Origin of the sequence: Curvibacter sp. PAE-UM (assembly GCF_001432305.1) — a bacterium.
Classification (GTDB): Bacteria; Pseudomonadota; Gammaproteobacteria; order Burkholderiales; family Burkholderiaceae_C; genus Hylemonella.
The window spans coordinates 1,972,184-1,984,303 of sequence record NZ_KQ483358.1; the positions used below are offsets into that span (position 1 = coordinate 1,972,184).

12 protein-coding genes are annotated in these 12,120 nt (G+C 64.9%); 8 read left to right on the forward strand and 4 right to left on the reverse strand.

The genetic code is table 11. The features are described 5' to 3' along the window. From AO057_RS09575 to AO057_RS09585, 3 genes are all read right to left on the reverse strand, one after another. On the reverse strand, positions 1-622 hold a 622-nt coding region (locus AO057_RS09575; protein ID WP_240480760.1), incomplete at its 3' end, for an SDR family NAD(P)-dependent oxidoreductase. An 11-nt stretch (positions 623-633) separates the two neighbouring features. Then, entirely contained in the window at positions 634-2,505 is a 1,872-nt protein-coding gene (locus AO057_RS09580; RefSeq protein ID WP_057675412.1) for a feruloyl-CoA synthase, read from the reverse strand. 25 nt (positions 2,506-2,530) lie between these two features. After that, positions 2,531-3,313 carry a crotonase/enoyl-CoA hydratase family protein gene (locus tag AO057_RS09585; protein WP_057675413.1) on the reverse strand — a complete coding sequence of 261 codons (783 nt, stop codon included), beginning with the start codon at positions 3,311-3,313 and terminating at the stop codon, positions 2,531-2,533. Positions 3,314-3,437: 124 nt separating this feature from the next. Here AO057_RS09585 and AO057_RS09590 point away from each other — a divergent pair, with 124 nt between their 5' ends. Both AO057_RS09590 and AO057_RS09595 read left to right on the forward strand, forming a co-directional pair. Next, the gene (locus tag AO057_RS09590) at positions 3,438-4,301 is read left to right on the forward strand and encodes an amidohydrolase family protein (protein ID WP_057675414.1); all 864 of its coding nucleotides are present in this window, start codon (positions 3,438-3,440) and stop codon (positions 4,299-4,301) included. Between the two features lie 79 nt (positions 4,302-4,380). Further along, the gene (locus AO057_RS09595) at positions 4,381-4,662 is read left to right on the forward strand and encodes a late competence development ComFB family protein (RefSeq protein ID WP_057675415.1); all 282 of its coding nucleotides are present in this window, start codon (positions 4,381-4,383) and stop codon (positions 4,660-4,662) included. Between the two features lie 46 nt (positions 4,663-4,708). On the opposite strand, the gene AO057_RS09600 is transcribed toward AO057_RS09595, so the two are convergent. Further along, positions 4,709-5,836, reverse strand: a complete 1,128-nt coding sequence (locus AO057_RS09600; protein ID WP_057675416.1) for a 5-methyltetrahydropteroyltriglutamate--homocysteine S-methyltransferase — start codon at positions 5,834-5,836, stop codon at positions 4,709-4,711. Between the two features lie 216 nt (positions 5,837-6,052). Here AO057_RS09600 and AO057_RS09605 point away from each other — a divergent pair, with 216 nt between their 5' ends. From AO057_RS09605 to AO057_RS09630, 6 genes are all read left to right on the forward strand, one after another. Then, positions 6,053-7,201 (forward strand): ABC transporter substrate-binding protein, encoded by a 1,149-nt coding sequence (locus AO057_RS09605; protein ID WP_057675417.1) that lies wholly within the window; start codon positions 6,053-6,055, stop codon positions 7,199-7,201. Positions 7,202-7,435: 234 nt separating this feature from the next. Next, entirely contained in the window at positions 7,436-8,611 is a 1,176-nt protein-coding gene (locus AO057_RS09610) for an ABC transporter substrate-binding protein (protein WP_057675418.1), read from the forward strand. Positions 8,612-8,691: 80 nt separating this feature from the next. Beyond that, positions 8,692-9,567, forward strand: a complete 876-nt coding sequence (locus AO057_RS09615; protein WP_057675419.1) for a branched-chain amino acid ABC transporter permease — start codon at positions 8,692-8,694, stop codon at positions 9,565-9,567. A 110-nt stretch (positions 9,568-9,677) separates the two neighbouring features. Beyond that, on the forward strand, positions 9,678-10,619 hold the full coding sequence (locus tag AO057_RS09620) for a branched-chain amino acid ABC transporter permease (RefSeq protein WP_057677242.1): 942 nt from the start codon (positions 9,678-9,680) through the stop codon (positions 10,617-10,619). Then, a complete protein-coding gene (locus AO057_RS09625; RefSeq protein WP_057675420.1) occupies positions 10,616-11,386 on the forward strand; it encodes an ABC transporter ATP-binding protein in 771 nt (256 codons plus the stop codon). The genes AO057_RS09620 and AO057_RS09625 overlap by 4 nt, the downstream gene beginning before the upstream one ends. Further along, positions 11,379-12,083 carry an ABC transporter ATP-binding protein gene (locus AO057_RS09630; protein WP_057675421.1) on the forward strand — a complete coding sequence of 235 codons (705 nt, stop codon included), beginning with the start codon at positions 11,379-11,381 and terminating at the stop codon, positions 12,081-12,083. The genes AO057_RS09625 and AO057_RS09630 overlap by 8 nt, the downstream gene beginning before the upstream one ends. Positions 12,084-12,120 lie beyond the last annotated feature (37 nt).

The window sequence follows — 12,120 nt, forward strand, 5'->3', positions numbered from 1 at the left end:
TGGCCTGGACCTCCTCGGGCAGCTCCTTCATGAGCGGCGTGGCGAAGAGGCCGGGTGCCACGGTGCAGACGCGGATGCCGTGCTGGGCCAGGTCACGCGCCATGGGCAGGGTCATGCCGACCAGGCCGCCCTTGGAGGCGCTGTAGGCCTGCTGGCCGACCTGCCCATCGAAGGCGGCCACGGAAGCGGTGAACATCATCACGCCGCGTTCGCCGTCGTCCAGCGGCGGCAACTTCACGCATTGCGCCGCGAAGAGGCGGCTGATGTTGTAGCTGCCGATGAGGTTGACGTTGATCACGCGCGTGAAGTCTTCCAGCGGCGCGGGCGAACCGTCCTTGGCCACGATGCGCTTGGCCGAGCCTATGCCGGCGATGTTCATCAGGATGCGTGCCGGGCCGTGGGCCGCGGCGGCCTTGGCCAGCGCGGCGGTGACGCTGTCGGTGTTGGTGATGTCGCAGGCGCAGGCGACGCCGCCGATTTCGGCTGCGACCTTTTCGGCCAGCGCAGCATTGACGTCGAGTACGGCGACCTTGGCGCCCAGGCGGGCCAGTTCACGTGCCGTGGCTTCGCCCAGCCCGGAGGCGCCGCCCGTCACGAGTGCTGCTTGTCCTTGGATTTTCATGATGGCGTTGCTCAGGCTTGCGGTTTGATGATGCCGGGCGCGCTGTCGTCGTGCAGGGCCTGCACCAGGGCGTCGCGGTGCTTGAGCACGGCGCGCTGGTTGATGGAGCCCTTGTCGGTGACCTCGCCCTTGTCGATGGAAGGCGGCTCGGCCAGCAGCAGCGCGCGCGCGATGCGGTTGGCACTGCCGGTGGCTTCCCGCGCCAGCTGGTTGATGACGGCCTGCAGCCGGTCGCGCACCGGCGCGCTGGCCAGCACGGCTTCCCAGGGCGCATCGGTGCCCAGGCCGCTGACGGCGCGGCAGGCGGGCGAGGGGAAGATCAACGCGCCGACTTCCTTCATGTTCAGGCCCGTGAGCACCACGTCCTGCACATAGGGCGCGCCGGTCACGATGACCTTGGCGCGCATCGGCCCCACGCTGACGAAGGTGCCCGTGGAGAGCTTGAAGTCCTCGGCGATGCGGCCGTCGAACTTCAGGCCGCGGTGCACGTCGTGCGGGTCGATCCACTGCACGGCGTCGCCCGTGCACAGATACCCTTCCTCGTCGAAGGCGTCGCGTGTGGCCTGCTCGGAACGCCAGTAGCCGGGTGTCACGTTGGGGCCGCGGTAGCGCACCTCGGTCTTGCCGTCCACGTCGATCAGTTTCAGTGTCATGCCGGGCACGGGGGTACCGATGTCGCCGGCCTTCACATTGGGGCTGTTGGTGAACATGGCCGAAGGCGCGGACTCGGTCATGCCCAAGCCGGTGGACATGACGATGCGCTCACCGACCTCGGCCTCGGCCGTCTGGTGCAGGCTGTCCCACACGGGCTGGGCCAGGCCGGCGCCAGAATAGAAGAACAAACGCACGCGCGACAGCAGATTGCGACGCAGCTCGGCATCGGTCTTCATGGCCTGCGCGATCATCTCGAAGCCGGTGGGCACGTTGAAGTAGAGCGTGGGAGCGATCTCGCGCAGGTTGCGCAGGGTCTCGGCTATCAGGGCTGCGGTGGGCTTGCCGTCGTCGATGTAGAGCGTGCCGCCGTGCATCAATGTCAGGCCCACGTTGTGGTTGCCGCCGAAGGTGTGGTTCCAGGGCAGCCAGTCCACGAAGACGGGCGGCGCTTCGGCAATGACCGGCATGGACAGGGTGATCTGCTGCAGGTTCGCGCACCACATGCGGTGCGTGTTGATCACCGGCTTGGGCATCTTGGTCGAGCCCGAGGTGAACAGGAACTTGGCAATGGTGTCCGGGCGCACGGCGTGCATGGCGTCGTCCACGGCCGCCGTGGGCGTGGTGTTGCGCAGCGCCTCGAAAGAGGTGGTCGCACGGCCTTCCACGGTGCCCTGGGCCAGCACCACTTCCACATCGGCACCCACGGTGGCGGCAATGGCGCGGCCATAACGCGCACCGTCGGCGGCAAACACCAGGCCAGGCGTCAGTGTGGTGAGCACGTGCCTGAGCTTGTCGTAATCCTGGCTGATCGTGGCATATGCCGGCGAGACCGGGCAGTAGGGCACGCCGGCATAGATGCAAGCCAGCGACATCAGTGCGTGCTCCAGCGTGTTCTCGCTCAGGATCACCACGGGACGTTCAGCCGAGAGCTTGCGGTCCAGCAGGGCCTGGCCGATGCGGCGTGCGCCGTCCAGGGCCTGGGCATAACTGATGCGCTGCCAGTCGCCGGTGCGGCCTTCGCCCAGCTGGGCCCGGCGGGCCATGAAGGTGCGCTCGGGCTCGGCTTCCGCCCAGTGGACCAGGAAGTCGCTCAGGCGCCGGGCATAGGCGCCCAGCGGCAGTTCGGCCTGCACATAACGCGTGCCGGGCGCGCCTTCGCGTACCTGGACGCGGGTCACGCCGAAAGGCACGGGGCGGTAGCGCGGGGTGGTCTTGGTCGTCTCGCTCATGGGTCGTTTCGTGTCAGGGAAGATGTCAGCCCTTGCTGACCTTGGCGGCCTTGCCGTCGAGGAAGGCGCGCACGCGTTGTTTGGCCTCGGGGGCGCTCTGGGCGATGGCGGCCATCATGGCCTCGGTCAGGAAGCCCTGGTCGGCCGGCTGCTCGGCGATGCGCGGCAGGGCGTGGATCAGCGCGTAGTTGGTCAGCGGCGCGTTCTGCGCCACGCGCACGGCCAGCTCGAAGGCCTTGTCGAAGGCGCTGCCCTGCGGCACCAGGTACTGGGCCATGCCGATCTTTTCGCCGTCCTGCGCGTTGTAGACCCGGCCGGTCAGCATCATGTCGGCCATGCGCGAGGCGCCGATCAGGCGCGGGATGCGCACCGCACCGCCGCCGCCCACGAAGATGCCGCGCGAGCCTTCGGGCAGGGCGTAGAAGGTGGATTCGTCAGCCACACGGATGTGGCAGGCGCTGGCCAGTTCCAGGCCGCCACCGACCACGGCGCCGTGCAGCGCGGCGATCACCGGCACCGGGCCGTATTGCACGCGCTCCAGCGCGGCGTGCCACATGCGGGAATGGTGCAGGCCCTGGCCGGCGTCGCGTTCTTTCAGTTCGCTCAGGTCCAGGCCGGCGCAGAAGTGGTCGCCCTCGCCGTCGATGACGGCGGCGCGCACGCCTTCGGGCATGTTTTCAAACAGGTCGCGAATGGCCAGAATGAGGGCGTCGTTCAGGGCGTTGCGCTTGGCCGGGCGCGTCAGGCGGATGACGGCAACTTCCTGCTCTTCACCGCGGCGCTCGAAATGGATGTCGGGGTTCTTCATATTGCGTTTCTTTCTGGAATCGATTATGGTTATGAAATATAACCAATTCAAGCAAGCATTGCTCGCTTTTCATCAGTGTTTACCCTAGGATGTCCGCTTCGGCATCCTCCGCCAGGAGACGGTCATGGACCACAAGAACCTCATCGCCATCGATGTCCACACGCACGCTGAAGTCAGCTGCTGGAACCCCTTCGACAACTACGGCGAGGAATACGACCGCGCGGCGGACAAGTACTTCCGCTCCAACCGCCGCCCGACCATCGCCGAGACCATCGCCTACTACCGCGAGCGCAAGATCGGCCTGGTGATGTTCACGGTGGACAGCGAGTCCCAGCTGGGCCGTCGTCGTATCCCAAACGAGGAGATCGCCGAGGCGGCCAAAGCCAACAGCGACATGATGATGGCCTTCGCCAGCATCGACCCGCACAAGGGCAAGATGGGTGCGCGCGAGGCGCGCCGCCTGATCGAAGAGCACGGCATCAAGGGGTTCAAGTTCCACCCCACCGTGCAGGGGTACCACCCCTACGACAAGATGGCCTGGCCCATCTACGAGGTGATCGCCGAGCACAAGATGCCGGCCATCTTCCATACCGGCCACAGCGGCATCGGCAGCGGCATGCGCTGCGGCGGCGGCTTGCGCCTGGAGTACAGCAATCCCATGCATCTGGATGACGTGGCGATCGCCTTCCCCGACATGCAGATCGTCATGGCCCACCCCAGCTTTCCCTGGCAGGACGAGGCGCTGTCCGTGGCCACGCACAAACCCAATGTCTGGATCGACCTCTCGGGCTGGAGTCCCAAGTACTTTCCGAAGCAGCTGGTGCAGTACGCCAACACCCTGCTGAAAGACCGCATCCTCTTCGGCTCCGACTACCCGCTGATCACACCCGAGCGCTGGATGAAGGACTTTGAGGAGGCCGGTTTCAAGCCCGAGGTGATGCCCGGCATCCTCAAGGGCAATGCGGTGCGACTCCTAGGCTTGGCCTAGGCTGCGTTGAAGGGTGCGCGCGGCCTTGTCAGGCTGCGCCCGACCTGCTAAGGTCACCGGCAGTTCCCTGGAGACTTTCATGATCAGCAATTTCGAGCAGGTCCATAACTACTACGAACGCCTGGTGTTCGAGGAAGTGCTGCGCCGTGCCCCCCGCTGGCCCAATATGACGTCCGACATGCTGGCCGACGTGGCCTGCGTGGCCCTGAACCGCCTGCCCGCGCGTTATGTGCGCCATGACGTGGACCTGATGTTCTACCTGACCGAACACGAACGCCATGCCATCGAGCTCTCGCTCGAAGCGGCGCTGGACTTCGGCTACAACTTCGTCAAGGACCGCTCGGCCAAGGCCGGCGCATAAAAAAGGGCGGCCCCTTGGCCGCCCTTGTCCCGGCACCGGCCTGGTGTCAGGCCTTGCCCCAGACTTCCTGTGCGGTTTCCACCACCAGGCGCAGCTTGGCGCGCTGGTCTTCCACCGCGATGTCGTTGCCATGCACCGTGCTGGAGAAGCCGCACTGCGGCGACAGGCAGAGCTGGTCCATCGCGACGTACTTGGCCGCTTCGTCGATGCGGCGCTTGAGTTCGTCCTTGGTCTCCAGCTTGCCGAACTTGGTGGTCACCAGGCCCAGCACCACGATCTTGCCCGGGGCCAGGAAACGCAGGGGGCGGAAGTCGCCGCTGCGGTCGTCGTCGTACTCCAGGAAGTAGGCGTCGAGGTTCATTTCCTTGAGCAGGGCCTCGGCCACCGGCTCGTAGTTGCCCGAAGCCGCGTGCGTGCTCTTGAAGTTGCCGCGGCACAGGTGCATGGCCAGCGTCATGCCGGCCGGTTTCTGCGCCACCACCTTGTTGATGAACATGGCATAACGGTGCGGCAGTTCGTTGGGGTCGTCACCGCGCTGGCGGGCGGCCTCGCGCATCTTGTCGTCGCACAGATAGGCCAGGTTGGTGTCGTCCATCTGCACATAGGTGCAGCCCGCTGCGGCGAGCGAGCGCAGTTCGTCACCATAGGCCTTGGCCACGTCGTCGTAGAAGGCCGGATCCAGCTCGGGGTAGTGCTCCTTGCTGATGCCGGCGCGGCCGCCACGGAAGTGCAGCATGGTGGGCGAGGGAATGGTCACCTTGGCCACGCTGCCGCGGCCCGGGGCGATCTGGCTCTTGAGGTACTGGAAGTCGGCGAGCTGGATGTCCTTGACGTGGCGTACCTTGTCGATCACGCGCATCACCGGCGGGGCCAGTTCCTTGGTGCCGTCGGGCTTGATGATGGTCACGGGCACGTCGGTGCGCACGCCGCCGATCTGCTCCAGGAAGTCGATGTGGAAGTAGGTGCGACGGAACTCGCCGTCGGTGATGCTCTGCAGGCCCACGTCTTCCTGGAACTTCACGATCTCGGTGATGGCCTTGTCTTCCACCTTGCGCAATTGCTCGGCGGTGATCTCACCCTTGGCTTTCTGCTCGCGCGCTTCCAGCAGGTACTTGGGGCGCAGGAAACTGCCGACGTGGTCGGCACGGAACGGAGGGCTGGTACGGATGGTCATGAGTGGTCTCCTACGTCTGGGTGGTTTTTCATGCTGATCACCATGGCGATCATTCAGGATACGGATTGTGAATTATTAATCAATTGGCGCCCATTAGTGACTAGATATCTCGTTTCGATATATCAGCTAGACGGGATCGGGGCGGCTTCGTCAGCAGGTGCAACGCAAACTAAACGCGTGTTCTAGCGAGCGTACGGTGGCGGAAAAGGAAACATCATGCAGACAATCAGCAAGTTAGCCAAGAGCGGCAGTGTTCTTTTGTTGGGGGTCGCGGCCTTGTTCGGTCTCTCGGCGGCCGTCCAGGCGCAGGACATCGTGATCGGCCAGATCGGTCCTTTCTCTGGCTTGCCGGCGCCCGATGCACCCCAGCTCAACCAGGGGGCCAAGGCCTACTTTGCCCAGCTCAACAAGGCCGGCGGCATCAACGGGCGCAAGGTGGCCTTCTTCGAACTTGACGACACCTACAAGCCCGACGGTTTCGTCGCCGCGTTCGAGCAGGCCATGCAGCGCAGGCCGGTGGCGCTGATCTCGCCGGTCGGCTCGGCCTCGCTTCAGCGCATGTTCGCCGACAAGCTGCTCGACAAGCATGATGTCGTCATCATGAATGCCGTGCCGGGTGCGGAGCCCTTCCGCAATCCCGGTCACCCGCGCCTGTTCCACGTGCGGGCCGGCGACAAGCAGCAGATCGAGAAGATCGTGAACCACGCCCGCACCCTGGGCATCGTCAAGCTGGCGGTCATGCACCAGGACATCCCGATGGGAACGGGCGGCGTCAAGGTGGTGGCCGACGAGGCGGCCCGCCTCACGGGCATGGACGTCAAGGGTTACCAGTCCGTCTTCAAGCCCGAAGAGCAGACCAAGGCGGCCGAGGAGGTCTTCAAGTCCAACCCCCAGGGCGTCATCGTGATCGGTGCGCCGCCCTTCGCCGCCGGCAGCGTGGCCGCCTTGCGCAAGGCCGGGGTCACGCAATCCATCTTCATCCTGGGCGATACGGCGCCTGGCATGCTGGCCCGGGTGGCGGGCGCCGAGCTGGCGCGTGGTGTCGGCATTGCCCAGATCTACCCCAACCCCAACGGACGGACCAAGACCCTGGTGCGCGAGTTCCAGGCAGCCATGCAGGCGGCCCATCCCGACATCAAGAGTTACGCGGCCTTCCATATGGAGGGTTATCTCTCGGCACGCATCCTGGGCGAAGCAATGCGACGCATCCGGGGCGAGATCACGCCCGCGGCCCTGGCCAAGAGCCTGCAGTCCATGGGCGAAATCGATTTCGACGGGTACCGCATTGATTTTTCCAAGGGCAATACGGGCAGCCGTTTTGTCGACATCGCCGTGATGGACCAGGAAGGGCGGCTGCGCTACTAGCCGCCATACGCCGATTCAGACGCCAACCCAGCCCGACGCCGTTCGGGCTGGGTTTTATTTTTCCTTTTGATGTGAGCGGGTAAGATATTTCAAACTGATATATCTATCAGTCTGAAATTTGACTTGCGCATGATCTGGTTTGAGGCGAAAGTAATGCACCTTCGCGATACTGGTTTCTTCTGCGTGCCAGCAGATCGGGTGCGTGAAGTCATAAAACCTATTTAGGAGCCTTACATGAAAAAGCGTGAGTTTCTGAGCGCATCCATCCTGGCGCTGGCGGCGGTTTCCTCCTCGGCCGTGCTGGCCCAGGACAAGACCTTCAAGATCGGCCTGATCCTGCCCATGACCGGTCAGCAGGCTTCCACCGGCCGCCAGATCGAAGCGGCAGCCAAGCTCTACATGGCCCAGCATGGCGACACGGTCGCCGGCAAGAAGATCCAGCTGATCGTCAAGGACGACACCAGCGTTCCCGACGTCACCAAGCGCCTAGCCCAGGAGCTGGTGGTGAACGACAAGGTCAACGTGCTGGCCGGCTTTGGCATCACGCCCTCGGCCTTTGCCACGGCGCCCATTGCCACCCAGTCCAAGACCCCGATGGTGGTGATGGCCGCCGGTACGTCCAGCATCACCCAGTCCTCGCCCTACATCGTGCGCACCAGCTTCACGCTGGCGCAGTCCTCGGTCGCCATGGCCGACTGGGCCGTCGCCAAGGGCGGCATCAAGAAGGTCGTGACCCTGGTCAGCGACTACGGCCCCGGCCACGATGCCGAGAAGTTCTTCAAGGACCGCTATCTCTTCAACGGCGGTACCGTCGTCGACACCCTGCGCGTGCCCATGCGCAACCCCGACTTCGCCCCCTTCCTGCAGAAGGTGCGTGACGCCAAGCCCGATGGCCTCTTCGTCTTCGTGCCCTCGGGCGCCGGTGCGGCCGTCATGAAGCAGTTCCTCGAGCGCGGCATGGACAAGGCCGGCATCAAGCTGATCGGCCCGGGCGACATCACCGATGACGACCAGCTCAACGACATGGGCGACGGCGCCCTGGGTGTGGTCACCTCGCACTTCTACTCGGCCAACCACCCCTCGCCCACCAACAAGAAGTTCGTCGAAGCCTTCAAGAAGGCCAACAAGGGCATGCGCCCGAACTTCATGGCCGTGGGCGGTTATGACGGCATGCGCGTGATCTACGAAGCGCTCAAGGCTTCCAAGGGCCAGGGCGGTGGTGACGGCCTGCTGGCCGCCATGAAGGGCCAGGTCTGGGAAAGCCCGCGCGGCCCGATGTTCATCGACGCGCAGACCCGTGACGTCGTGCACAACATCTACCTGCGCAAGGTGGAGAAGGTGGGCGGCGAACTGCACAACGTGGAATTTGACGTCATCAAGGACGTCAAGGACCCGGGCAAGACGAAGTGATGCCCGGCCCGTGGACGCCTCCGGCCAGGGGGTGTCCATGGGTTTTTTTTTGTCCTGACCGGACCTGACCCGAGCCATTCATGCTGACGATTCTGTTTGACGGCATTGCCTACGGCATGCTGCTGTTTATCCTGGCGGTCGGCCTGTCCGTGACCATGGGCTTGATGAACTTCATCAACCTGGCCCACGGCGCTTTCGCCATGGTGGGGGGCTACGCCACCGTGCTGCTGATGCAGCGTTATGACGTGCCCTTCCTCGTGTGCTTGCCGGTGGCCTTCGTGGGCGTGGCCCTGCTGGGTGCCGTGCTGGAGCGCACGCTCTACCGTCCCATGTACAGCAGGCCGCACCTGGACCAGGTGCTGTTCTCCATCGGGCTGACCTTCATGGCCGTGGCCGCCATGGACTACTTCATGACCTCCAGCCAGCAGATCATCCATCTGCCCGAGTGGCTCAAGGGGCGCACCGAGATCGGCGACGGCCCCTGGATGCTGGGCATGGGGCACTACCGCCTCTTCATCATCGCCATCTGCGCGGCGCTGACCATCGGCCTGCAGTACATCCTGGCGAAAACCCGTTTCGGCAGCCGCCTGCGCGCCTCGGTCGATGACCAGCGCGTGGCCGCCGGCCTGGGCATCAATGTCAACGTCGTGTTCCTGCTGACCTTCGCGGTCGGCTCCGGCCTGGCCGGCCTGGGCGGCGCGCTGGGCGCCGAAGTGCTGGGCATGGACCCGAGCTTCCCGCTCAAGAACATGATCTATTTCCTGATCGTCGTGGCAGTCGGCGGCACCTCGTCCATCACCGGTCCGCTCTTGGCGGCCCTGCTGCTGGGCATTGCCGACGTGGCCGGCAAGTACTACATCCCGCGCTTCGGCGCCTTCATCGTCTACTTCCTGATGATCGTGATCCTGATCTGGCGCCCGCAGGGCCTGTTCGTGCGCAAGGGGGGCAAGGCATGAAAACCCATCGCGAAGATATCGAGGAGATCATCGATGTTGAGGCTAAAGTTGTAGGGCGAGGGGAGTCACCTGCAAAGAGCCCTAAGGAGGCAAGGAGCGCATACCAGTCTCTGCATGACCTGCAGCGCTGGAAGCTCTGGGAACCCGTCTTGTGGCTGCTGGCCCTGGCCTCGCCCTGGCTCTTGTCCACCCACGCGCTCATCATCAACGAGATCGCCATCGTCGCGCTGTTCGCTGTGTCCCTGGACCTGATCCTGGGTTACGCGGGCATCGTGTCGCTCGGCCATGCAGCCTTCTTCGGCATGGGGGCCTACGCGGCGGCCCTCTTCGCCAAGCTGGTCATGCCCGATCCGCTGGTGGGCCTGCTCTTCGCCATTGCCGTGTCCACCTTGCTGGGCGCGGTCTGCTCGCTGACCATCATGCGCGGGACCGACCTCACGCGCCTCATGGTGACCATGGGCGTGGCCATGATCCTGATGGAGTTGGCCAACAAGCTGGACATCACCGGTGGGGCCGACGGCCTGCAGGGCGTGATCATGGGTCCGCTGCTCGGCCGCTTCGAATTCGATCTTCAGGGCCAGACGGCTGCCTGGTATTCCATCAGCGTGCTGCTGGTGCTGTTCGTGCTGGCGCGCCGGCTGGTGCACTCGCCGCTGGGCGGCACCCTCAAGGCCCTGCGTGACAATCGTTTGCGTGCCATGGCCATCGGCATTCCGGTGACCTCGCGCCTGGCCGTGATCTACACCATCGCTGCCGGCGTGGCTGGCGCGGCAGGTGGCCTGATGGCGCAGACCTCGAGTTTTGCCTCCGTGGACCTGTTCGCTTTCGACCGCTCGGCCGACCTCATGCTGCTGGTCGTCATCGGCGGCACCGGCTGGCTGTATGGCGGCGTGGCCGGTGCCATCGTGTTCAAGGTCATGCAGGACTGGATTTCCTCCATCACCCCGCAGTACTGGACCTTCTGGATCGGTCTCTTCCTTGTCGTGCTGATGCTGGTCGGTCGTGACCGCCTGATCCGTCCCTGGAACTGGTTCGGAGGCAAAAAATCATGAGCTCTCCTGAAATCGTTCTCTCCGCGCAGGGGCTGGTCAAGCGCTTCGGCGGCATCACCGCCACCGGTAACGTCAGCCTGGACCTGCACAAGGGCGCCCGCCATGCGCTCATCGGCCCCAACGGCGCCGGCAAGACCACACTGATCAACCTGCTGACCGGCGTGCTGGAGCCCACCGAAGGCCGCATCCTGCTCGAAGGCCAGGACATCACCCAGCTGGCGCCGCACCAGCGTGTGCGCCGCGGCATGGTGCGTACTTTCCAGATCAACCAGCTTTTCGACACGCTCACCCCGCTGGAAACGCTGGCGCTGACCGTCTCGCAGCACAGCGGCCTGGGCACCAAGTGGTGGCAGCCCCTGGGCAAACGCCCGCAGGTGGTAGAGCGTTGCGAGCAGCTGCTCGAGCAGTTCCACCTCACCGAGGTGATGAACCAGAAGACCAATGTGCTGGCCTACGGCAAGCGCCGCCTGCTGGAGATTGCCATCGCCCTGGCCTGCGAGCCGCGTGTGCTGCTGCTCGACGAGCCCGTGGCCGGCGTGCCCGCCGGCGAGCGCGAGGAACTGCTGCAGACCGTGGCAGCCCTGCCGGCCGATGTGTCGGTGCTCCTGATCGAACATGACATGGATCTCGTTTTCAGTTTTGCCAAGCGCATGACCGTGCTGGTCAACGGCACCGTGCTCACCGAGGGCGACCCCGACACCATCGCCAACGACCCGCAGGTCAAGGCGGTGTACCTGGGCCACGGCGAGGAGATGGCCCATGGCTGAGCTCCTCAAGGTCGAGAACCTGAGCGCCGGCTACGGCGAGGCTGTGGTGCTGAACAACGTGTCGGTGAGCCTGGACCAGGGCAAGACCCTGGCGCTGCTGGGCCGCAACGGCACCGGCAAGACCACCTTCATGAACACCCTGGCCGGCGCCACCCGCCAGCACGGCGGCAGCATCACCTTCGACGGCGTGGCCCTGCACAAGGTGCCGCTGCACCAGCGGGCCAAGGCCGGCATCGGCTGGGTGCCGCAGGAACGCAATATCTTCAAGTCGCTCACGGTGGACGAGAACCTCACCGCCGTGGCCCGCCCGGGCCCGTGGACGCCGGCACGCGCCTACGAGATGTTCCCGCGCCTGGCCGAACGCAAGACCAACCTGGGCACCCAGCTCTCGGGTGGCGAGCAGCAGATGCTGGCCGTGGCCCGTGCGCTGGTGCTCAACCCCAAGCTGCTGCTGCTGGACGAGCCGCTGGAAGGCCTGGCCCCCATCATCGTGCAGGAGCTGCTGCGCGCCATCCGCCGCATCACGCGCGAGGAAGGCCTGTCGGCCATCATCGTCGAGCAGCATCCGCAGGCCATCCTGGCCATCTCGGATGTGGCGGCGGTGCTGGACCGCGGCACCGTGGTGCATTCGGGCACGGCGCAGTCGCTGCTGGACCAGCCCGAACTGCTGGACCGTCTGCTGGGCGTGGCGCGCTGATCGCCCCCGCTCTTTTTTCTTCACAAGGAGATCACCC

Bases quoted from the DNA above. Each gene is read 5' to 3' on its own strand.
- AO057_RS09580 (WP_057675412.1), bottom strand. From the start codon at position 2,505: ATGAGCGAGACGACCAAGACCACCCCGCGCTACCGCCCCGTGCCTTTC.
- AO057_RS09585 (WP_057675413.1), bottom strand. From the start codon at position 3,313: ATGAAGAACCCCGACATCCATTTCGAGCGCCGCGGTGAAGAGCAGGAA.
- AO057_RS09590 (WP_057675414.1), top strand. From the start codon at position 3,438: ATGGACCACAAGAACCTCATCGCCATCGATGTCCACACGCACGCTGAA.
- AO057_RS09595 (WP_057675415.1), top strand. From the start codon at position 4,381: ATGATCAGCAATTTCGAGCAGGTCCATAACTACTACGAACGCCTGGTG.
- AO057_RS09600 (WP_057675416.1), bottom strand. From the start codon at position 5,836: ATGACCATCCGTACCAGCCCTCCGTTCCGTGCCGACCACGTCGGCAGT.
- AO057_RS09605 (WP_057675417.1), top strand. From the start codon at position 6,053: ATGCAGACAATCAGCAAGTTAGCCAAGAGCGGCAGTGTTCTTTTGTTG.
- AO057_RS09610 (WP_057675418.1), top strand. From the start codon at position 7,436: ATGAAAAAGCGTGAGTTTCTGAGCGCATCCATCCTGGCGCTGGCGGCG.
- AO057_RS09615 (WP_057675419.1), top strand. From the start codon at position 8,692: ATGCTGACGATTCTGTTTGACGGCATTGCCTACGGCATGCTGCTGTTT.
- AO057_RS09625 (WP_057675420.1), top strand. From the start codon at position 10,616: ATGAGCTCTCCTGAAATCGTTCTCTCCGCGCAGGGGCTGGTCAAGCGC.
- AO057_RS09630 (WP_057675421.1), top strand. From the start codon at position 11,379: ATGGCTGAGCTCCTCAAGGTCGAGAACCTGAGCGCCGGCTACGGCGAG.